Consider the following 22075-nt stretch of genomic DNA (forward strand, 5'->3'; position numbering starts at 1 on the left):
GGGGTCATTGCCGGCCGCCGGGCTCAGCAGCAATCAATCATCATCGGGCCAGCGCGGCATGGCAGGCGACGCACTGCGCTTGGGTACGGTGTCCACCGCCTGCACGCCCCGCCATACCGCCAGCGCGTCGACCGTAGGTGCCACATCATGCACGCGCACCAGGCGCGCTCCGCGTTGTACGGCAATCAGCGCCGCCGCCACCGAGCCGGCCTGCCGACCGGCCGGTTCGCTGCGACCCGTCAGCGTGCCAATCATCGACTTGCGCGACAAACCGGCATACACGCCGCTGCCTAAGCTGGCGAACTGCTCAAGCGCCGCGAGCAACGCGAGATTGTGTTCCAGCGTCTTGCCGAAACCGAAACCGGGGTCGACCAGCACTTTCCGCCGGTCAATCCCGGCCAGTTCACAGGCAAACAGCCGATCGGTAAGGAACCGATGCACCTCACCGACCACATCGTCGTAATGCGGTTCGTCTTGCATGCTGCGCGGTTCGCCCTGCATGTGCATCAGGCAGACCGGCACGCCAAGCTCGGCCACGGCGTCCAGCGCGCCTTCACGGCGTAACGCATACACGTCGTTGACCATGCCCGCACCGGCCGCCACGGCGGCACGCATCACCTCAGGCCGCGAAGTATCGATAGCGATCGGCAGTGAAGTGCGCGCCACCAACTGCTCGATCACCGGCAGTACGCGCTGCAATTCTTGTTCCAGCGAAACCTCGATCGCACCGGGGCGGGTCGATTGACCGCCGACATCCAGCATGTCGGCTCCCTCCTCGGCCATGCGCAGCCCGTGTGCAACCGCCGCTTCCAAGCTGTGATTCAGGCCGCCGTCGGAGAACGAATCGGGGGTGCAGTTGAGAATGCCGACCACCCTGGCGCGATCCAGTCGCAGCGAGCGACCGGCACAATCCAGCACCGGCGCAAACAGTTCGTTCGACATGCTCATGACCTCGTCGGATGCTGCACGCGACTGCGCATTCAAGCCTTGATCGAACCGCCCAACTCGCCCATGAATCGACGGTAGTGGCGCAGTTCGGTGATGGAATCGCGGATATCGGACAACGCGGTATGCGCCGATTCCTTGCCCACGCCCTTGGCGATGTCCGGCGCCCAGCGCCGCGCCAGTTCCTTCAGCGTGGACACGTCCAGGTTGCGGTAATGGAAGTAGCGCTCCAGCCGCGGCATCTGCCGGTGCATGAAGCGGCGATCCTGGCAGATCGAGTTGCCGCACATCGGCGACTTGCCCGGCGGCACCCACGCGCGCAGGAAATCGACCGTGGCCTGCTCAGCCATCGCATGATCGGTTTCGGAGATCAGCACCTGTCGCCACAAGCCGGATTTGTGGTGCTGGTTGGTGTTCCAGCTATCCATCGACTCCAGCTGATCGATCTCGTGACGAATCGCAAATACCGGCCCGTCGGCCAGCACATTCAACTCCTTGTCGGTAACCACCGTGGCGATCTCCAGAATCGAGTCGTTGTCGGTGTCGAGGCCGGTCATCTCCAGATCAATCCAGATCAGGTTTTCTTCGTGGGCTTGGCTCATGGGATCTCCTTGTGACCGGGAGTTTATCAGCCTTGCGGCCCTTGCCATGCGGTCAGCCATGACGCCATGCGATCATCGCCTGATGCAGACCTTCTTCTGGCACGACTACGAGACCTCCGGCGCAGACCCTCGCCGCGACCGACCACTGCAGTTCGCCGGCATCCGGACCAACATGGAACTGGAAATCATCGGCGAGCCAGTGATGTTCTACGGCAAGCCGTCGCGGGAGATGCCCCCGCATCCCGACGCCTGCATGATCACCGGCATCACGCCCCAGCAGGCCGAGCTGAATGGCGTTAACGAGGCTGATTTTGCAGCCCGTGTCTACGAACATCTGGCCCAGCCGGGCACGTGTGGCGTCGGCTACAACTCACTGCGTTTCGATGACGAGTTCACCCGCCAGATGCTGTATCGCAATTTCTACGAGCCGTACGGGCGGGAGTGGGAGAACGGCAATTCGCGGTGGGACCTGATCGACCTGGTGCGCATGTGTCAGGCGCTGCGGCCCGAGGGCATCGTGTGGCCACTGCGCGACGACGGCTCACCCAGTTTCAAACTGGAACACCTGGCCCGCGCCAACGGACTGAATCAGCAACGCGCCCACGATGCGCTTTCCGACGTCTACGCGCTGATCGACCTGGCCCGGCTGATCCGTGTGCGCCAGCCGCGACTGTGGGACTGGTATTACGCACTGCGACGCAAACAGAAGGTGTTCGAACTGCTCGACGTGGTGAACATGACGCCGCTGGTGCACATCTCCTCGCGCTACCCGGCCAGCCGCCATTGTCTGGCCGTGATCGCGCCGCTGGCCGCCCACCCCAGTCGCGCCGGCGAAGTGATTGTTTACGACCTGTCCACCGATCCCGCCGAGTGGCTGGCGCTGGACGAAGACGAGATCGCTGACCGCATCTTCACCCCACGTGCCGACCTGCCGGAGGGCGTCGAGCGCATTCCGCTGCGCACCGTTCGCGCCAATCACGCACCCGCGCTGGCACCGCTGTCGGTGTTGCAGGGTGTCGATCTGGATCGGCTGCAACTCGACCTGCCGCGCTGCCAAACCCATCGCGACATGCTGCAGGCAGCCAGTGGCTTGCCGGAAAAGCTGCGGCGTGTGTTCCAGCGTTCGGCCGAACTGCCGACGCCGGAAGATCCCGAACTGGCCTTGTATGGCGGCGGCTTTCTGCCGGATGCAGACAAGCGTTTGCTGGCCCAGGTGCGCGGCACACCAGCGCAGGAACTCGGTAGCCGCCCGTTTCCCTTCCGCGATGCGCGTTATCCGGAACTGCTGTTCCGCTACCGGGCACGCAACTGGCCCGACACGTTGGGTGCTGAAGAACGCACCCGCTGGGATGACTTCCGTCAGGCAAGACTGACGCGCCAGACGCCGCTCACCGGGCTGACCCTGGACGACTATTTTGCCCGCATCACCGAACTGCGCAGCGACCCGAAGGCACAAGACAAGCTCGGTTTGCTCGACCAGTTGCAGGCCTGGGGCGAGGAGCTTGCCGACAGCCTTGACGACGCCATGTAGGGCGGGGACGGCCCGCCGCTCCCCTCGAATCCGGCGGGCACTGCCCGCCCTACCGAATCTTCCGACGAACCACCATGCCAAAAAGTTATTTCACACCCGCCACCTTCCGCTTTCTGCGTTCGCTTGAAAACAACAACAACCGCGAATGGTTCCACGCGCACAAGGACGACTACGAGCGCCACGTACGCGAACCGTTCCTGCAGCTGATCACCGACATGCAGGTGCCGCTGGCAAAAATCAGCACCCACTACCGCGCCGATCCACGCAAGATGGGCGGCTCGCTGTACCGCATTTACCGCGACACCCGCTATTCGAACAACAAGCAGCCGTACAAATCATGGCAAGGCTCGCGCTTCACGCATGAGCGCCGCCACGAAATCCAGGCGCCCGGTTTCTATCTGCATATCGAGCCCGGTGACTGTTTCGCCGGCGGCGGCATGTGGCATCCGGAGCCGGATGCGCTGAAGCACATTCGCGAATTTCTGGTCGACAACCCGGCGGCATGGAAGCGCGCCACCCAGAGCAAGGCATTCCGCGAGCACCTGCAACTGGGTGGCGAATCGCTGATTCGACCGCCGCGCGGTTACGACCCCACGCATGAATTGATCGACGATCTCAAACGCAAGGATTTCGTCGCCACCACCCCACTCAGCGAAGAGCTGGCCTGCTCGGACGAACTGCTGCCGTGGACGGTCGCTGCATTCAAGCGCGTGGCACCGTTGGTCGACTATCTTTGTGCCGCGCAGGAACTGGAGTTCTAGGCGGGATTCAAGGCCAGCTTCCGGCGTTGCGTGGTCATCACAAACACCGCCACGCCGATGCCGATGCATGCGGTCAGCGCCACATAGTGCGCGGGCGCCAGCACGCCCATGTGCTGCACCAGCAAGCCGATCAACGGCGGCGTCAGCCCGCCGAACAAGGCGTAAGCCACGTTGTAGGAAAACGACAGGCCGGAAAAGCGTACCGCCGGCGGGAATGCGACCACCATCAACGAAGGCACGATCCCGGTCACCCCGGTGCTGAAACCGGCCAGTGCATACAGCGCGACGAAATGCGCGGCACCGGCCTGCAGGTCGAGATAGAGCGCATAGGTGGCCAGCAACAGGCCCAGCGCCGCCCATAGCAGCGCCTGCGCATAACCGATCCGGTCTGCCAGCCAGCCATAAAACAGGCAGCCCACCGCCAGTGCGAACGAAGCCACGCTGTTGCCCAGGAAGGCTCGCTCCGGGGCAACATGGAACACCGATTGCACCAGCGTTGGCGTCATCAGGATCACCACCACGATCGCCGCGGTGAGCATCCACGTCACCAGCATCGACAACAACACGCTGGGCAGATGCTCGGCAAACACCACGCGCAACGGCAGCCCACGTGTCAGTTCCTTGCGCGCATGCATCGCCTCGAACACCGGCGTTTCACGCAGCCATCGGCGCAGCCACACAGCGCAGAAACCAAACACGCCACCGATCAGGAACGGCAGTCGCCAGCCATAGTCGAGCACCTGCTCCGGCGACATGCTGCGATTGATCGCCGCCGCCACCAGCGAACCGATCAGGATGCCAATGGTGAGTCCCGAGGTCAGACTGGCACAGGCAAAACCGATCCGCTGTGGCGGCACGTGCTCGGCAACAAATACCCACGCGCCTGGCACCTCGCCGCCCACCGCAATGCCCTGCACCACGCGCAGCAACAGCAGCAACAGCGGCGCCAGCGCACCCACCTGCGCGTACACCGGTAACAGGCCGATGCACAGCGTGGGCAGTGCCATCAGGAACACGCTCAGCAGGAACATCTTCTTGCGCCCCAGCGTATCGCCGTAGTGCGCCATCACGATGCCGCCGATGGGGCGCGCCAGATAGCCGGCAGCGAAGATGCCGAACACCTGCAACTGCGCCACCCACGGTGCCGTGGTCGCCGGGAAAAACAGGTGGCCGAGCGGGATCGCGAAGAACACGAACACCACGAAGTCGTAGAACTCCAGCGCGCCACCGAGCGCGGAAAGCACCAACGTGCGCGCGTCACCGCGATTGAGCGGACGCGCAGGTGACTCGTTCGGCAGATTCATGGGTAAATCGCAGGTGAGGCCGTGGCAACCGGTTCGGCACGATAACTCAAACACTGGCGCCGTCGCGACGTCTCGCGGGCGGTTCGTCGCTACCCAGATGCTCGCCCTATCCGGCAGGAAGCCGCTTGACCCGATCGAAACGCAGACCATGCACGACACCTGACCCGCTATCGCGCCCGCTGCGCGCTGAAGAGTTCAAGCCGTGGCGAACGGATAGGCCAGCACGTCGGCAATCGCATCGGTATCGGCCAGACACATCAGCAGGCGTTCCACACCCATTGCCACGCCGGCGCAGTCGGGCATGGCATCGAGCACGCCGAGCAGGTTTTCATCGAGTGGAATCTCGCGCAACCCGCGCCCACGACGCACCGCGTTGTCACGTTCGAAACGTCCACGCTGTTCAGCCGCGTTGTTCAACTCGTGATAGCCATTGGCCAGTTCGTAGCGGCCAAGATACAGCTCGAAGCGTTCGGCCAGCGGCGGCTCGCCGGGGCGGATCTTCGCCAGCGCGCACTGGCTGGCCGGGTAATCGTGGATCACCGTGATACGGTCGCGCGGAAAGTCCGGCTGAAGCCGGTGGGTGATCAGCAAGTCGAGCCAGTCGTCATGCACCAGCCCTGCCGGGCCGATACCGAACTCGGCCAGCGGTACGCGCAATTCGTCGATCGTCGCATGCAAAGGGTCGATACTCAGCCCATCGAGGAACAGTTGTCGGTAACTGGTCACCACGACTTCGGCGCGCCGATCACGCATCGCCAATGCAGCCTCGACCAGTGCAATGGTTTCGCGCATCAACTGTCGATGATCCCAACCGACCCGATACCACTCCAGCATGGTGAACTCGGGATTGTGCCGCCCGCCCGCTTCGCCGTTGCGAAACACCCGACCCAGTTCGTAGCAGTCACCGATGCCAGCCCCCAGCAGACGCTTCAACGGGAATTCCGGCGAGGTACGCAACCAGCGCTCGCGCGCACCGGCGTCCACATGACCGCTGAAGGTGCAGTTGAAACTTTCGATGTTCGGATCGGTATTGCCGGCCGCCGAAAGGATCGGCGTTTCCACTTCCAGCACGTGGCGCTCGGCGAAGAACGCACGCATCAACGCGTAGAGCTGCGCACGCAGTTCCAGCGCTGCCCGACCAGGCATGTCCATCAAGTGCCCTCGTGCTCATTGAGCAGGGCGAGCAGTTGCGCCTCGTCCCAGATCGCCACACCCAGTTCCTGCGCCTTGTCGAGTTTTGAGCCCGCCTCCGAACCCGCCACCACCACACTGGTCTTCTTCGATACCGAGCCGGACACCTTCGCTCCCAGTGCTTCAAGCCGCTCCTTCGCCTGATCGCGACTGAGCGAAACGAGGGTGCCCGTGAGCACAAAGGTCTGCTCTGCCAACGGCGAACGAACCACTTCGGCCGAGCGGGGAATGGCATCGAGCAGTCGCTGCATGGCGGCTTCCGCATCGAGCAACTCGGCATGTGCAACGGGATCGCTGAGCAAGAGTTCCAGCCCTGTCGCTGCCGCTTGCGGCACGCCAGCGGTGATCCAGTGCGCCGCCCCGCCCGCCTGCAATTTCTGCAAAGTGGGAAAGTGCTGGGCAAGCAACATGCTGCTTTTCGGACCGAGCTTGCTGACGTTCGCCATATCAAGCAATACGCCGAGATTCAGTCGCTCGCGCAACTTCGCTGAAGGTGGGGTTTCATCGTTGAACTGGATGCCTTCAGCAAGCAAGTCATCGACTACCCGTTGATTACCCTGTTGGGCAAAGAACCCGGCAATCGACGTAGCCACTTCCGCACCGACATCCGGTAGCACACGCAAGACGGAGGCCGGCGTACTGCGCACGAATTCAAGTCGCCCCAACCATGCCGCCAGAGTCTTCGCAGTGCTCTCGCCGATGTGCATGATGCCCAACGCGAACAGGAAACGCGCCAGCGTGGTCTGCTTGCTCGCGGCGATACCGGCCACCAGGTTTTCCGCCCACTTGGTCGCGACCTTGCCGACCTTGACCGTCTCCGGGGTGGTGCCATCACGCTCGTCGGCACGCTGTTTCATGTCGACGAAATCGTCGACCGTCAATCGATAGAGATCCGCTGGCGTTTTCACCATGTCGAACTCAACCAATGCCTCGGCGAAGCGTTCGCCCAGACCGTCGATGTCCATGGCCCGGCGTGAGGCAAAATGGATCAAGGCTTCTTTGCGTTGTGCCGCGCAGATCAGCCCGCCGGAGCAGCGCCATGCTGCGGCGCCGTCTTCGCGAATCAGCGCGGAATCGCAGATGGGGCAACGTATGGGCATGCACCATGGCTGGGTGCCTTCGGGGCGCAGGTCGTCCACCACACGCACGACTTCCGGAATCACATCACCCGCACGACGCACGATCACCGTGTCACCTACGCGCACATCCAGTCGCGCAATCTGGTCAGCATTGTGCAAGGTGGCGTAGGTGACGGTGACGCCGCCCACTTGCACCGGCTCCATGCGTGCACGTGGCGTAGCTGCGCCGGTGCGACCGATCTGGATCTCGATATCGAGCAACTGGGTGGTTTGTTCCTGTGCGGGAAACTTGTGCGCGATCGCCCAGCGCGGTGCGCGCGAAACGAAGCCCATTTCACGCTGGCCAGCGTAGTCATCGAGTTTGTAGACGACCCCGTCGATGTCGTACGGAAGGCTGTCGCGCTTTGCGCCGATACGGCGGAAGTAGGCAATCAAGCCGTCGAAGCCGTGTGCCGTGTCCACTTCCGGCGACACCGGAAAACCCCACTCGCGCAACTGCTGCAACGTAGCCGAATGGGTCGGCGGCAACTCACCGCCTTCGCCTACGCCGATCGCATAGGCGAAGAAACTGAGTCGGCGTTTGGCAGTAATGGCCGGATCGAGTTGGCGCAGCGAACCGGCCGCGCCGTTGCGTGGATTGGCCAGCGGCTTTTCGTCGTGGCTGCGGGCGTACGCGTTGAATGCCTCGAAGTCCTTGCGCAGCATGATCACTTCGCCGCGCACTTCCAGCACTTCGGGCCAACCTGCGCCGCGCAGCTTCAGCGGAATGGCGCGCACCGTACGCAGGTTGGCGGTGACATCTTCACCGGTTTCGCCATCACCCCGCGTGGCACCCTGCACGAACACGCCGTGCTCGTAGCGCAGGCTGATCGCCAGGCCGTCGAGCTTGGGCTCGACCGAGAACACCGGTGCCTTGCGTTCCAGCGTTTGTTCGATGCGTCGTTCGAAATCGGCGACTTCGCGAAAACGCTCACGCTCACCCTCGCCTTCCTGCTCGAAAGCATTGCCCAGCGACAGCATCGGCAAGGCGTGACGCACTTCGGCGAACCCGCCGGTCGCCCGCGCACCGACCTTGCGCGTGGGCGAATCCGCGGTAGCCAATTCGGGCCATTGGGCCTCCAGCGCTTCCAGTTCGCGCATCAGCCGGTCGTACTCGGCGTCGGTGATGTCGGCGTCGTCGAGTACGTGGTAGCGGTAGTTGGCCTGCTCGATCCGTGCGCGCAACGCTGTGTTGCGGGCGACGGTCTCGGCGGGTGCCGGGCGTTCGGTCATGCGGGTCTCCTTCGGAACACCCCGCAGTTTAACGGCACCGGCGTGCGCTGCAGCGTCAGCGGTGGAAGTGCCCCGCCGCTTCCGGCTGATAGGCGATCTCCAGCACCTTCAAACGACGCTTGCGGCCGTCCGGGGTCGGCCAGTCGATCTGCTGATCACGGGCCAGCCCAAGCAAGGCGCTGCCCACGGGAGCCAGAATCGATACCGTGCCAGCCGCACCCGCAGCCGCCGGATAGACCAGCGTCAACGTCAGCTTCTCACCGTCACTCTCGTCTTCGAAGGTGACGGTCGAGTTCATTGTCACAATGTGCTCGGGCATGGCCGAGGGCTCGACCACGTCGGCACGGTCCAGCTCGGCGCGCAGCGCGTCCAGCTTGGCCGCTTCGGCCGCCGGCAGGCGCTCCAGCAGCGCTTCGATGCGTTCGATATCGACACGGGAGACAGTGATCGGTGGCTTGCTCATGACGTTTCCTGATATTCGCGGCTCCAGCCGCGCAAAAGCACACGCCGGAACGAAATCGCCCCGGCGCGCGTGATTTATGGATGCCGTGGTACCTGAATGGGTATGACCGGCAGGTGAAACAAGCTTCACTGTGCTGATACCACCGCAGAAAATCAAGCTGTGGCGACAGGTATCAGGGCCAGCCCTCTCTGCTCACCACCTGGCACCCGCCGATGGTTCACCCGCTATCGGCGCGTTCGCCGGCGGTATTTCAGGGTGAGCGACCGACAGACCTTGCCGCCACGGAGGCTATACGCGTGCCGGGTTCAACCGCTGGCTGTTACCCTTCCCTCCCTGGATCGAGCTCGTATTGGTTTCGTCACTCTCTGCCCAAGGATTCTTCATGCGAAGGTTTGCCGCCCTGGCCTTGTTGTCTGCCAGCACGCCGTTGATGGCGTCTGAAACCGGTGCAAACGTCAACTTTCATCTGGTGACACATCCGGTCGGCTGGGTGGCACTGGCGCTGTTCGTGCTGGCCTATGTGGCGGTGATCTTCGAAGAGCGCATCCATATCGCCAAGTCCAAGCCGGTGATGCTGGGGGCCGCGTTGATCTGGGGAATGATCGCCTGGCAAACGGGTGGCGTGGGCGAAAATGCCAACCTCACTCGCGAGGCCTTCGAGGCCATGTTTCTCGAGTATTCGGAGATCTTCTTTTTCCTGGTTGTGGCAATGACCTATGTGACGGCAATGGGCGAACGCGGCGTGTTCGAAGCCTTGCGTTCGCAACTCATCCGCTACGGCTTCAGCTACCGCAGCCTGTTCTGGATCACCGGCCTGCTCGCCTTCCTGCTGTCGCCGGTGCTGGACAACCTCACTACCGCGCTGGTGATGTCGGCAGTGATCCTGGCGGTAGGCGCCGGCAATGCACGCTTCATCACGCTGGCGATGATCAACCTGGTCGTCGCGGCGAACGCGGGCGGCGCGTGGAGCGCCTTCGGCGACATCACCACGTTGATGGTTTGGCAGGCGAACAAGGCACAGTTCTTCGACTTCTTCCGGCTGTTTTTCCCTGCCGTGGTCAACTGGCTGGTACCGGCGATGATCATGTTTTTTGCGCTGCCGAAAGGACGGCCCGAAAGTACTGAAAGCCACAGTCATATCAAGCATGGCGGCATCAGTATCTGCCTCACGTTCGCGGTGACCATAGCGATCACCGTGATTGGTCGGCAATGGCTGGATATGCCGGCGGCCTACGGCATGCTGACCGGCCTGGCGCTGCTCAATCTGGTCGCCAGTCGCATCGACTATCGCCAGCGGCATTACGCGCTGGCGCAAGGTGAAGAAGAGCATGGCTACTCGATCTTCCGCATCATCGCCAACGCCGAGTGGGACACCTTGCTGTTCTTCTATGGCGTGTTTGCCTGCGTTGGCGGACTGGCCGCGCTGGGCTACCTGGAACTCGCCTCCACCCAGCTCTACGGCAACCTCGGCCCGACTACCGCGAACGCGTTGATGGGCGTGCTCTCGTCGGTGGTCGACAATATTCCGATCATGTTCGCGGTGATCAAGATGAACCCGCCCATGGACGACTCGCAATGGTTGCTGATCACGCTGACCGCCGGCGTGGGCGGCAGCCTGCTGTCGGTCGGTTCGGCCGCGGGTGTGGCCCTGATGGGCGCCGCACGCGGCCAATACACCTTCATGAGCCACTTGCGCTGGAGCTGGGCCATTGCGCTGGGCTACGTGGCCAGCATCGCCATGCACCTGTGGTTGGCGAAATCCGTGTTCGGCTGATCCGCTGCGTTGGAGGGAAGCGCCTCGTCGCCATGGGCCATGTAACATCGACCCTTGCCTGACGGAACGACGACCCATGCATCACGCCGCCGACATCCTGCTTACCCTGTTCATCATCTTCGTTGCCGCCCAGATCGGCGCCGAAATTGCCCAGCGACTGAAACTGCCCGGCGTGGTCGGCGAGATAGCTGCTGGTTGCGTAGTCGGCCCCTCGTTGCTGGGCTGGCTAACACCGGAACAGATCCTGCCCGGCACCCCACTCGATGTACTGGCCGAAATCGGTGTGGTGTTCCTGCTGTTTTCGGTGGGCCTGGAAACGCGGCTGGATGACTTGAAGAAAGTCGGCAAGAGCGCGCTGCTGGTCGGCGTACTGGGCGTAATCCTTCCGTTCGCGGCCGGGGCGTTGTGGGCGCATGGCGAAGGCTTCGAGTGGATCAAGTCGATGTTTGTGGCGGCGGCGTTCGTGGCCACTTCGGCCGGCATCACGGCACGCGTGCTGCAGGAACTGGGCGTGCTGCAGCGGATCGAAAGTCGGGTGATCCTCGGCGCCGCGGTGATCGACGACATTCTCGCCATGCTGCTGCTTGGCGTGGTTTCCTCGCTGCAAGGTGGCGGCTCGCTGGATGTGCAGTCACTGCTGCTGACGATGGCCGGTGCGATCGGTTTTGTGGCAATCATCGGCTGGGGCGGCTCCAAGGTCATGCGCCATCGTTCAAGCTGGCTGGAGGCGCCGATCAGCCCGCACTCGGCGCTGACCGTGGTGCTGGCGATCTGCCTGGGGCTAGCGTGGCTGTCCACGCGCTTCGGCCTTGCCGCGATCATCGGCGCGTTTCTTGCCGGCATGATCGCGTCGGAAACCCGTCAGCGCGAAGACCTCGAACATCAGACTTTGCCGCTGCTGTCCTTCCTCACCCCGTTCTTCTTCGTGGTGACCGGTGCCAAGGTCAACCTGACCGAACTGGCCAGCGTCAATGCGCTGGTGATGCTGCTGGTTGTCACCGTGATCGCGATTGTGTCCAAGCTGGCGGGCGGTTTTCTTGGCTCGCTGGCATTGGGCCGGCGCAGCGCCACCATCATCGGCTTTGGCATGGTGCCGCGTGGTGAGGTGGGCGTGGTGATTGCCAGTCTCGGTCTGGCCGCCGGTGTGTTCAGCGACCGCATCTACGCGATCATCGTGGCGATGTCCCTGCTCACCGCCATGGTCACGCCGCCGGTGCTGGCATGGTTGCTCAAGCGCGACCAAAGCGAAGACAAAGCCGAAGTTCCCGGCTGATAACGGCGTCACCCGAAGACACGCGCACGGCAGCCGCGGGAGGAATATGCTGGTGCCGTAGCAGGGGAATTCGGGAAGGAAAACATGACTGCGAAGAAGACCGTCCTCATCGTCGACGACAATGAGCTGGTGCTCGAGTCGCTCGACTTGCTGTTGTCGGGCGCGGAAGGCTTCCAGAGCATCCGTGCACTCGGTTCGGACGGCGCGATGCGGCACCTGCGACATGCACCCGTCGACATCATCGTCGCTGACGTGATTCTGGCCGGTTCCGTTTCCGGCATTGATCTCTGTAACGAAGCCATCAAACGCCATCCCGATATAGCTCTGGTGGTGATTACCGCCGACAGCGAAGTACGCGTGGATGAAGTCCCCCAGCGTGGCGTGTTTCTGCGCAAACCGTTTGGCGCCACCGAGTTAATGGTGGCCGTGCAAATGGCGCAACGGAAAGTGGCTAACAGCCACTGAATTTCGGTCCAGGCTGACCGACCATGGCTTGCCGATTTCGGCACAGCGACGTTGCCGTCATGCCTGCTACGCTCGACCCTTCCAACCGCCCGGGGAATTCGACCATGCGTCCGTTGCGCGTCCTTACCTTGTCCGCCGTGATTGCCTCCGTCCTGCTTGCCGGCTGCTCGCCCGGCACGCCTCCTCCAGCCGCCCCGCCGCCCACCGCTACAGTAAACAAACCGGCGGCAACACCCGACAAGAGTGCTGCGCTGACCACCGCCATCAACGCTTTCGTCGACGGCGCGTTCCAGCACAATCCGGTGTTCGCCGCCAACGCCGGCAAGCACGAGTTCGACGGCAAGCTGTCCGATTACAGCCCTGCCGGTTTGAAGGGTACGGCCGACTGGCTGCACGCGCAGCGCACCACGTTCGCCGCCTTCACCGACGACCAGCTGGATGCCAACGCGCGCTTCCAGCGCGACTACGCACTGGCCGTCATCGACGGGCAGCTGTTCTGGCTGGAGGATTCCGGCGCGCCTTACAGCAACCCCAGCTGGTACAGCGGCGACCTGTCGCCAAGCATGTATCTGACCCGACCCTATGCACCGCTGGCCGAACGCATGGCCGCCTTCGTCACCTACGAAGAAGCGCTGCCGAAAGCACTCGAGCAGATCAAGGCCAACATGAAGTTGCCCTTGCCGGCGTCGTACATCGACGTTGGCTTCAACTCGTTCGCCGGCTTTGCCAGCTTCTTCAAGACCGACGTGCCCGGCATCTTCGCCGAGGTCAAGGACGCCGCCCTGCAGGCACGCTTCAAGGCCAGCAATGCCGCCGCCATCAAGGCCTCGCAAGATCTGGCCGACTGGTTGAAAGAGCAGCGGCCGCACGCCACCCAGGACTTCGCGCTGGGCGCCGAAAAATTCTCGAAGATGCTCTACGCCACCGAACGCGTCGACCTGCCGCTGGATCAGCTCAAGGCCATCGGTGAATCCGATCTCGCGCGCAACCTCGCTTCGCTCAAGAGCGCCTGCGATCAGTTTGCTGCTGGCAAGTCGCTCACCGATTGCGTGGCCAGGGAGAGCGCCGACAAACCGACCGGCGGCGCCGTCGAAGGCGCACGCAAACAGCTTGCCAGCCTGCGCCAGTTCATCGTCGACAAAGACCTGGTCACCATCCCCGGCACCGAGCAGGCCAAGGCCGAGGAAGCACCGCCGTTCAACCGCTGGAACTTCGCCTATATCGAAATACCCGGCCCGTACGAAAAGAACCTGCCATCGGTGTTCTACATTGCGCCGCCAGACCCGACCTGGAGCAAGGCCGATCAGGCTGCTTACGTGCCCGGCAAGGCGGCGCTGCTGTTTGTATCCGCCCATGAAGTGTGGCCCGGCCACTTCCTGCAATTCCTGCACGCCAATCGTGCCGAATCGAAATTCGGCCAGCTGTTTGTCGGCTACGCGTTCGCCGAAGGCTGGGCCCACTACACCGAGGAAATGATGTACGACGCCGGCGTCGATGGCGGCACGCCGGAAACCCACATCGGCCAGCTCACCAACGCCCTGCTCCGCGACGTGCGCTTCATTTCCGCCATCGGCCTGCACACCGGCGGCATGACCATCGCCCAGTCCGAACAGATGTTTCGTGACAAGGCCTTCCAGGACCCGGGCAATGCGCGCCAACAAGCCGCCCGCGGCACCTACGACCCGGCCTACCTCAACTACACCATGGGCAAGCTGATCATCATGCAGCTGCGCCAGGACTGGATCGCCGCGCATCCGGGACCGAACGCGCTGAAGGCATTCCATGACCAGTTCTTGAGCTATGGCGGTCCGCCGATTCCGTTGGTGCGGCAGCAGATGCTGGGCGGAAAAATGGAGGCGAAGTTGTGGACGGTCGCCGACAAGCCGGGCGAATCGGCTCATTGATCCGCTCAACCGGGGCGGCGGGTGCGGCATCCCCGCCCTTTGGCTGACCAAACGAGCGACCCTTCAGAATGAGAGTCGCCGAGTCAATGGCACTGGTCCGTGACAAAACTCCAAGCCCATCAGGGATTCACGCCATGTCCGAAACACCTTTGCACGACACGGTCGACGCTCCGACACAGGATCACGCCCAGCAGCCAGCCGGCCCGTTCACCCAGCGAGATGTGCTTGCGCTGTGGAGGTGCGCCGAGCACAACAGCACGATCCCGAACGAAGCGCTCGACGCTATGCGGGATGCGCTGTTGGCCAGCATCCATGTACGTTACGAACCCGGTCCCGACCCATCGCTTCAGCCTGACGCGGGGAAGCTGGGTCGCTTTTGAGTACCCGTACCCACTCGTCTAGTCTCGAATTCAGAAACTGGGGCTGCGAAACTGCGGCCAGTGCGGACTTTCTGGTGCAAGCGGGCTAAGCGGGTCAGAGCCAATTGTCGGGCGCCTGCCGCAACATGACGAGTGGGATTGCTCGGCTCATCCTGAGCCTCACCCCTCCGCGCTGCGCGCTACGGGGCCAGCCTGCGGCTGTCCAATTTTGTTCCAGACAAAATTGTCGAACCCGGGTGGGTTCTCACCCAGTCGTCACCATCAGAAAAGCAAAACGCCCCACTCGGGGCGTTTTACTTTTCTGGCGGAGAGAGTGGGACACCTTTCAACTTCCCAACAACCCGCTCCACATCTCAGCTTGCAGCGCTCGATCTCTCGACGGTCTTTGACCTCGTGAGTTGACCAAGTGCCGGAACACTATCACGCTCTCGGACGGATCGAACAGAAGCCGCCCATGAGCAACACAGACATCCAGGCACGCGCCATCCAGGTCCGCCAGTCATTGGAGACCTCTGGCAATGCTGTTTCCAAGATACGCATTCCTGCCGGTGTGCCGGACAAAGTGCGCGCCTCACTAGCGTTGCTGCGTGCATCGTTCGACGACGCGACTGGCATCGTGGAACTGTTTCGCATTCATGGAGGCGAGTTCGCAGGCGCCTGCTTTTCCTTGCTCCGCCCCATGAACGAAAAGCTCAAACGCGGAACCTGGATTGCTTTCTGCGCCACAGACGCCGAAGTCCAGGATTTCATCCAGAATGACAAGATCCCGCAGAGGAACCTAAGTCAGGAGATCGAGCAGATCCCGCCCTTTGATCAGTTCCCTATGTTCAGCCAACAGCACGCCAATGCTTGGGACAAATTCCACAGCTTCACCCACGGTGGAAACCAAGTGCTTGGGGCCTACACAAGCGGAGAAGGTATAGGTGCCTCCTTTGGAGATCAGGCCATACTGGGAGTCTTGGATCATGTAGAAAGCATCGTGGTGATGGGAGCCCAAGTCATGGCCATGATCGCGGGGAATTATGTGCCCGACCAGGCGCATGGCGTGCTGGACGAGCTGACGGCAGCATTCATGCCTAACCGGACTGCGCCAGCGTCTTGAACGTGCTTAATGGGTAAGTGGCCCGCCGCGACCCCAGACATCTCGTCTCATCGACGTGAAACCTAGTTGACGCAAGACCCGCTTACTTCGGTGTGGCGCCCTTCTTCACCGCTCGTTTCACCGGGCCCAACTGCCGCTCGATCTCAGTGGCCCACTCCACCAGCGTCACGCCACAGGCCCGGCACCAGTCCCTTAGCTGCAAGCCATCGAGCCGGACGGCGCCCCGCTCCGCTGAACTGACGTAAGTCTGCGACCGACCAAGCACGACCGCGAAATCGGTTTGATTGAGCCCCGTGCGCTGCTCCCGCAGCGATCTCAATGTGCTGAGAAAAACTTGGTTCTCGGGTCGATACAGGGACTTTGGTGCCTGCCCCGCCTTCTTCGTTGTCGCCATGGCCCGCTCCATGTTTGGTTGGTCGGGCTCTCACATTATAAGCCGGAGCGCATTAGGCAGGCCTTCATTAGTCGTTTATGCAAGGTTCCACTATTTCTCGACCAAGGACGCTATTCTCGGGTTGCCAGGGACGGTGCGCGAAGCTCTGGTTGTGCCAAACCTCGCGCGTCCATGAAGGGGGATCTATCCATGTTCAACCGGAATTTGTTCTACGCGGGAGCATTACTGATAGGCATTACCTTCACCTCGATGGTCACTGCCCAGGAAAGCGGCATCGGCGGCTTCCTCCACCGTGCAGGCGCCGTGGTCAAAGCCAGCGCCGGACAAGTGTTGGGCCAGCCTACTTCAACGCAGAATCCATCAGGGGTGGCAGTGACCACCACCGGCGACTATTTCCGCCCTACCCATCCCGCCAGCGGGGGTGAGTTCCAAGGCCTGTTCAACCATTGGAAGCAAGGTGACGCGTGGCCGCGTGCATCCGTCTACTTCACGGAATATGGCAGTGCGCTTCCGTGCTGGAACGCACGCGCCACCATCTGGCGTTCTGCCAGCTCACACCACGAAGAAACGTTCCAAGTGTGCAATGCGCCGATTGTCGTGAAGGACGACATGGGCAACACGGCCCAGATCGCCGGCTTTCCGCTGGACGGCCCCCTCGGAACCCAGTTCTTCATTGCGCGCAACGTGCCCGGGATTTCCCATGCTGACACCGCGCCCTCACGCAATGCCGGCCCCAATCCGCCAGCCGCACCCTTCGGCGTGAACATCGCGGGCTTGGAGGGCACCCGGATCCGGCCGATGTATGACGACGTCGTCATCCGGCTCGCGTGGGTCACCGGTTATATGACCCACGACGGAGCGCCACTCAATACCTTGTCGGGAAAGTCCCTTTGGGTCGCGGGCTTTGATCCCGCTGGCAACCACGACGCACACTGAGGACGATCCCCATGCAAATCATCATCGTCATTGCGTTGGCCTTGCTGGCCGGCGGGATTTACCTCATCCATCGGTTTGGCGGTGGCGTCACCAAAACGCCCCCGCTCCAAGTGTCCGAAGACAACGGCTGGACCACCATTGCCACAACACCCGCCCCACTCCCACTTCGCATCACCGCCATCTCGGTCATCTTTGCCACCGGCTTGGCCATCATGGTCGGGGTGTCGAAGTCGTCCAGCAACCCCACCTCCGACATGACTCCCCTTTTCGTGGTCCTTGTCTGGTTAGGATCAGGCATCCTCATCCGTCGGATGTGGCAGGGCTATCACGATGGACGCCGCAAGGTCGTTCATTTTCCCGTCCAGGTGTCCGCGCAAGGCATCCGACTGGGCAGCTTGCACATCCCGCCCGATCGCATCTATGCCATCACCCGTCGAAACGGCCAAGATGGTCGTGTGGTGGTGGTCGCCGGTCGCGGTGCTGCGCTGGGTGTGTCGCAGATGGCCGCCGGCACGCTGTCCTTGCTCACGAAAATCAGCCACACCGTGGAGGTGGAACACGATGGCCAGAGCACGGTGCTGGCGGGAGGTCTGACAGAACCTCAGGCGAATGCTGTGGCCACCGAGATTACGCGGCGGCTTCCGGGCTTTGGTTAACGGAAGTGTTTTACGTGCCCATTTCGCTCGCGCCATCCCACACACGCGACCATGCTGATCAAGCACGGCGGTCATATCAAGCAACGGATGCGTCTAGGGCGGTGCCTGTCAAAAAAAGAGAACTAGCTTCTTATTCTCCTCTTCCTGGGCTTCTTCGGCTTAACGGCTTTCCTCCGTTTCACATCAGGGTCGCACGAAATTTTGGCCAGCATGACATTTTCATAGCCAAGCTCCGACAGCCGTGCGTAGACGCTTTTCAAGACCACCTTGGCAAAGAACGGCAGATGGAGATCTGGCCTCTCCGATTGGCTGATGATGCCAAAAACGATGGTGTATTCGGATACGTTACGGGGCATCCTCGTGCCCACAGGATCGGGGCGAAGCTGATGTGCCGCCGGGAGTTCTCCGTTAGGGATGCTCTGATCAATTAAGTTCAAAATGGCCGTCCAGACGGCCGTGCTAAAAATATGGATTGACTACGACGAAAAGGCAGATTGTGAGGCATATCGCCGCCATCGCCGTGCTGGGTTACCCCCAATCGCCTCGATTTCCCGCCTCACAGGCGCACCTCCCCTGCGGACGCTAGCAACGTTCGTCGCACCATCCACAGATTCGATAGCGCGAACAGCGTGAGTATCTGAGCGGTGTTCTTGAGCAAGCCCTTGAAGCGCACCTTCTGATAGCCGAACTGCCGCTTCACCACCCGGAACGGATGCTCCACCTTGGCTCGAACCGCGGCCTTCATGTGCTCGGTGTGCTTGACCGCATCCTTCAACTCGCCCTCGGGCATCGCCTTCACGCTGCCGCGTTTGGCCGCGATATGCCACGTGCGGCCGCGCTTGGGTGCCCGTTTCTCGGCGCCTTGGTAGCCGGCATCGGCATGCACCGTCTTCTCTTGGCCGTGCAGCAACTTGTCCACTTCCGTCACGTCGCCCACGTTGGCAGGTGTCGTGGTTACCGTGTGCACCAGCCCCGATTCCACGTCCACCCCGATGTGCGCTTTCATGCCGAAGTACCACTGCTGGCCCTTCTTCGTCTGGCGCATGTCCGGGTCACGCTGTTTGTCCGCATTCTTGGTCGAGGACGGCGCCTGAATGATCGTGGCATCCACGATCGTGCCCTGGCGTAGCAACAGGCCCTGGCCGCTCAGGTGCGCATTGACCGCTTCGAAGATCTTCACCGCCAGGCCGTGCTGCTCCAGGAAGCGACGGAACTTCAGGATCGTCGACTCGTCCGGAATCGCGTCCTCGTTCAGCTCCAGCCCGGCAAACCGGCGCATGGACTCGATCTCGTACAACGCATCTTCCATCGCTGGATCGCTCAGTGCGTACCACTGCTGCATGAAGTGGATCCGCAGCATCGTCGATGCCGCCATCGGCGGGCGACCGCGACGACCGGAGGTCGGATAGCTCGGTTCGATCAGCGCCAGCAGGTCGGCCCACGGCACGACTTTGTCCATCTCACCCAGAAACCGCTCACGACGTGTCGGCTTCTTCTTGACTTCAAAACTCAACGAGGCGAACGAACGCTGCTTCATCGGCGATGGGCTTCCTGGGGACTGCTGGCTATGATGCCGCAGACGGGGAATAAATCAGAGCATCCTTAGCCAATTCCACATAGCTGGCGTGGGATTTCAACAACTCTCCTGAGACCAAGCCTTGATTGAACAGGTGCCCAAGGACACTGGAACTACCGTAGTGCTTGACGTGGATCAGCTCGCGGTTACCGTAAATATCGCAAAACTCAACTTTGTCGTAGACGCCCCCGACAGGAAGCATTTTTTTGTCCATCAAGCACCACTGCCCCCGGCTGCCTAGCACTGCTGACTTGTTGTAGTCGTCCTCATCGGTATGGTCATAGATAGGCAAAGGCTTGGTGTATCGTGGAATGCTCCTGAACGCGAGGTCGACGTCGCTCACAAAGTCCCTATCGACTTCGAACCAGCGACCGGCAGAAAGAATAAACGACTTGCTGCCATCATCAATTTCGCAATGAATGCAGCGATAAATGGGCCACCGGTCGAGAACGTGCTCCTCCTCATCCACCGGCATCGCGTAGCGTTTCCGTAGAAATTGCAGAGTTGGCTCTTCTTTCGAATACGCCTGCACTAGGCCGGGAAGGTGCAAGTCGTTGGAAACGCCCTCGCCTGCGGAATGCGTGAACTTAAAGCCGTCCACCAATTCCCAGTTGACGATGTCTGGGACCGCAAGCCAGCAACCCTCAACCAAGCCATTCTTGCCCCAAGCTTCCTTGAGCTTCTCGACAAGCATCGCATCCAACTCGGTGGCCTTCTGCCCTTTGGGATTTAGCTGGCAGACCTGATCCACCCATGGGAAGTTCTCCTGGTAGTCCCTTGACTCGAACTTTGTCAGGTAGCGCCGCAACAGCCGGCGGAGATCGGGAACCTCAGCATCGGTAGTGACAGTCAACGCATCCGCGCCAGCCAAGCGACGTCCGAGTTTCGAGTTCAGTGGACGACCCACAATCCCTCGGATGAGATCGCGTTCGATGTCCACGCCGAAGTTCAGTGCGGATGAGGCTTGGCTGGTTTGAACTCGGCTGTTTTGGTCGTCAATAAACGTTCGCTTGTCGATGCTACGAAGGGCATCGGAGCCAATGGAATTCAAAGTCACCACCAAGCCGAACCGTTCCTCATACGCATCCGGATGAAGGAGAAACCGCCCTTGTCCAAACGTCAATGCGAACAGGCGACCATCAACGGGAACAATGAACGCGGCGGCGGATGACTGCACGCGGCCAAGCAAGTTCTTGTCGACGAAGTTCTCAAAGAGGTCGGCCCATTTGGGAGGCTTCGGGTGCGTGGGCTTGACGAACAACTTCCCATAGTCGGAAGGTCCATCAGCGATCACATACGGCTTGGCCCCTGTGACAACGGCATCCTCTGCGGTCGTCACGCTTTCGCGCAACAAGTAGATCGTGAACGTCGCCATCCTTTCCTCCCGCTGAGGATGAGGTCTCGCCCATGCCAGCATTCCAATGCTGGCCCCTAACATCACGGGCGCGTCTGAGTATGCTCTCAGGAGACCTTGGAAATCTCTAAGGCGCCTCGTTGGCATCAAGGGCAGATGGCTCTTCCGATCCTTAGTGGCGCTTGCCGGTCGCGCGCCCTTTCATGTCTTGGGTCGAGAAGTATCCGGAAAAATGCGGCTGAAAAAATCTCAATGCTGACGCGAGGTTAGTTGAGAATAGGCGATATGTGTATTATACCAATCCTTATACCTACTCTGCGGCAACCATTGGCTCTGGCTTGGGTGCGATCATCAATGCTGCGGCCGCCTTTTCCGAAGGCACCGATCAGATAGACCCCTTAGAAGCAGAAATTGAGCGTATCCGGTTACACAGCGAGCTGGTCATCAACATTGCCAGGTTCTGCGAGGTCACCATCAAGCAACTTCTCCATTGCTCCACGGTGCCACGCCGGACGTATCAGCGGGCCACCTTGGGCCAATTGCTGGCTCTCGATTGCGACGCTTGCCGCAAAGCCGGACAACCGACACATGACATTTCGTTACTAGGCGCACTGGCGCACCACTACTACGAATGCCTTGCCTTGGAACACTGCGTGCTGGACCACCTCAAAATCGTCGGCGAGCGGCGAAAGGTGGATGCCGCGCATTCATCGGCCCCGACCTTGAACCCACGAAGCGCCGCTGCCTCACGTGCTGATCTGCGCACTTTGCTCGATGAAGTCGGCCATGGCCTTGGGCACATGGCCGATCACATCGGCACGTATGAGCGAAAATTTTTGGCCGAAGTAAACCTTGTGATCGTCCAGTGGCCCAACGCGCCCACATTGGACCAGCTTTCACGCATTCCAGTTCGCATCAGGCTCGATGATTCGCGTATTCCACCACGCCCCTCGTCGGCTCAGCAGGATGTTAACCAGCTCGACGCTTAGCGTTGACTTGGGCTGTGAGCGTCGTGTTGGGACAACACTAAGACGCGCTCTCAGGTTTGCAAACTTATTCGGGTATGGACTGGGGCCAGGGCCGAACGCTCCCCGAGCTTCGCCGCACGTATAT

Annotated in this window: 20 protein-coding genes; 11 read left to right on the top strand and 9 right to left on the bottom strand. The window is 61.5% G+C overall.

Annotated features, from left to right (window positions below):
- Positions 1–33 precede the first annotated feature (33 nt).
- Both folP and orn read right to left on the bottom strand, forming a co-directional pair.
- Positions 34–948, bottom strand: a complete 915-nt coding sequence (gene folP / locus PY254_RS11610; protein ID WP_281012204.1) for a dihydropteroate synthase — start codon at positions 946–948, stop codon at positions 34–36.
- A 32-nt stretch (positions 949–980) separates the two neighbouring features.
- A complete protein-coding gene (orn, locus tag PY254_RS11615) occupies positions 981–1547 on the bottom strand; it encodes an oligoribonuclease (protein ID WP_281012205.1) in 567 nt (188 codons plus the stop codon).
- Positions 1548–1629: 82 nt separating this feature from the next.
- Between orn and sbcB the strand changes: the two genes are divergently transcribed.
- Together sbcB and PY254_RS11625 are read left to right on the top strand one after the other, a co-directional pair.
- On the top strand, positions 1630–3078 hold the full coding sequence (sbcB, locus tag PY254_RS11620) for an exodeoxyribonuclease I (RefSeq protein WP_281015213.1): 1449 nt from the start codon (positions 1630–1632) through the stop codon (positions 3076–3078).
- Between the two features lie 74 nt (positions 3079–3152).
- A complete protein-coding gene (locus tag PY254_RS11625; protein ID WP_281012206.1) occupies positions 3153–3839 on the top strand; it encodes a DUF2461 domain-containing protein in 687 nt (228 codons plus the stop codon).
- Here the strand turns inward: PY254_RS11625 and PY254_RS11630 are convergent.
- From PY254_RS11630 to rnk, 4 genes are all read right to left on the bottom strand, one after another.
- Positions 3836–5143 (bottom strand): MFS transporter, encoded by a 1308-nt coding sequence (locus PY254_RS11630; protein ID WP_281012207.1) that lies wholly within the window; start codon positions 5141–5143, stop codon positions 3836–3838. The two genes, PY254_RS11625 and PY254_RS11630, sit on opposite strands and share 4 nt — an antisense overlap.
- Positions 5144–5338: 195 nt before the next feature.
- Positions 5339–6295: an EF-P lysine aminoacylase EpmA gene (epmA, locus tag PY254_RS11635; RefSeq protein WP_281012208.1), complete on the bottom strand. Its 957-nt coding sequence runs from the start codon at positions 6293–6295 to the stop codon at positions 5339–5341.
- Positions 6295–8685, bottom strand: a complete 2391-nt coding sequence (gene ligA, locus PY254_RS11640) for an NAD-dependent DNA ligase LigA (protein WP_281012209.1) — start codon at positions 8683–8685, stop codon at positions 6295–6297. Before ligA ends, epmA begins: the two co-directional genes overlap by 1 nt.
- Positions 8686–8740: 55 nt before the next feature.
- The gene (rnk, locus tag PY254_RS11645) at positions 8741–9148 is read right to left on the bottom strand and encodes a nucleoside diphosphate kinase regulator (protein WP_281012210.1); all 408 of its coding nucleotides are present in this window, start codon (positions 9146–9148) and stop codon (positions 8741–8743) included.
- 382 nt (positions 9149–9530) lie between these two features.
- Here rnk and nhaD point away from each other — a divergent pair, with 382 nt between their 5' ends.
- The 6 genes from nhaD (at position 9531) to PY254_RS11675 (ending at position 16046) form a co-directional block, all read left to right on the top strand.
- A complete protein-coding gene (gene nhaD, locus PY254_RS11650; RefSeq protein WP_281012211.1) occupies positions 9531–10922 on the top strand; it encodes a sodium:proton antiporter NhaD in 1392 nt (463 codons plus the stop codon).
- Between the two features lie 76 nt (positions 10923–10998).
- Positions 10999–12195 (top strand): cation:proton antiporter, encoded by a 1197-nt coding sequence (locus tag PY254_RS11655; RefSeq protein WP_281012212.1) that lies wholly within the window; start codon positions 10999–11001, stop codon positions 12193–12195.
- Between the two features lie 84 nt (positions 12196–12279).
- Positions 12280–12660 (top strand): response regulator, encoded by a 381-nt coding sequence (locus PY254_RS11660; RefSeq protein WP_281012213.1) that lies wholly within the window; start codon positions 12280–12282, stop codon positions 12658–12660.
- 104 nt (positions 12661–12764) lie between these two features.
- Complete coding sequence (locus tag PY254_RS11665; protein WP_281012214.1) at positions 12765–14564, top strand: DUF885 domain-containing protein; 1800 nt, start codon at positions 12765–12767, stop codon at positions 14562–14564.
- Positions 14565–14698: 134 nt separating this feature from the next.
- Positions 14699–14944 carry a hypothetical protein gene (locus PY254_RS11670; protein WP_281012215.1) on the top strand — a complete coding sequence of 82 codons (246 nt, stop codon included), beginning with the start codon at positions 14699–14701 and terminating at the stop codon, positions 14942–14944.
- A gap of 454 nt (positions 14945–15398) precedes the next feature.
- Entirely contained in the window at positions 15399–16046 is a 648-nt protein-coding gene (locus PY254_RS11675) for a DUF6988 family protein (RefSeq protein WP_281012216.1), read from the top strand.
- A gap of 82 nt (positions 16047–16128) precedes the next feature.
- Here the strand turns inward: PY254_RS11675 and PY254_RS11680 are convergent, their stop codons facing one another.
- Positions 16129–16440: a helix-turn-helix domain-containing protein gene (locus PY254_RS11680; RefSeq protein WP_281012217.1), complete on the bottom strand. Its 312-nt coding sequence runs from the start codon at positions 16438–16440 to the stop codon at positions 16129–16131.
- Positions 16441–16629: 189 nt separating this feature from the next.
- On the opposite strand from PY254_RS11680, the gene PY254_RS11685 reads away from it, so the two are divergent.
- Together PY254_RS11685 and PY254_RS11690 are read left to right on the top strand one after the other, a co-directional pair.
- A complete protein-coding gene (locus PY254_RS11685) occupies positions 16630–17376 on the top strand; it encodes a hypothetical protein (RefSeq protein ID WP_281012218.1) in 747 nt (248 codons plus the stop codon).
- Between the two features lie 11 nt (positions 17377–17387).
- Positions 17388–18032, top strand: coding sequence for a hypothetical protein (locus PY254_RS11690; RefSeq protein WP_281012219.1), 645 nt, complete (start codon positions 17388–17390; stop codon positions 18030–18032).
- Between the two features lie 556 nt (positions 18033–18588).
- On the opposite strand, the gene PY254_RS11695 is transcribed toward PY254_RS11690, so the two are convergent.
- Positions 18589–19569, bottom strand: coding sequence for an IS5 family transposase (locus PY254_RS11695; protein ID WP_281012220.1), 981 nt, complete (start codon positions 19567–19569; stop codon positions 18589–18591).
- A 28-nt stretch (positions 19570–19597) separates the two neighbouring features.
- Entirely contained in the window at positions 19598–20983 is a 1386-nt protein-coding gene (locus tag PY254_RS11700) for a DUF6119 family protein (protein ID WP_281012221.1), read from the bottom strand.
- 266 nt (positions 20984–21249) lie between these two features.
- Between PY254_RS11700 and PY254_RS11705 the strand changes: the two genes are divergently transcribed.
- On the top strand, positions 21250–21951 hold the full coding sequence (locus PY254_RS11705; protein ID WP_281012222.1) for a hypothetical protein: 702 nt from the start codon (positions 21250–21252) through the stop codon (positions 21949–21951).
- Positions 21952–22075: the final 124 nt, after the last annotated feature.

This window comes from Rhodanobacter sp. AS-Z3, assembly GCF_029224025.1.
Classification (GTDB): Bacteria; Pseudomonadota; Gammaproteobacteria; order Xanthomonadales; family Rhodanobacteraceae; genus Rhodanobacter.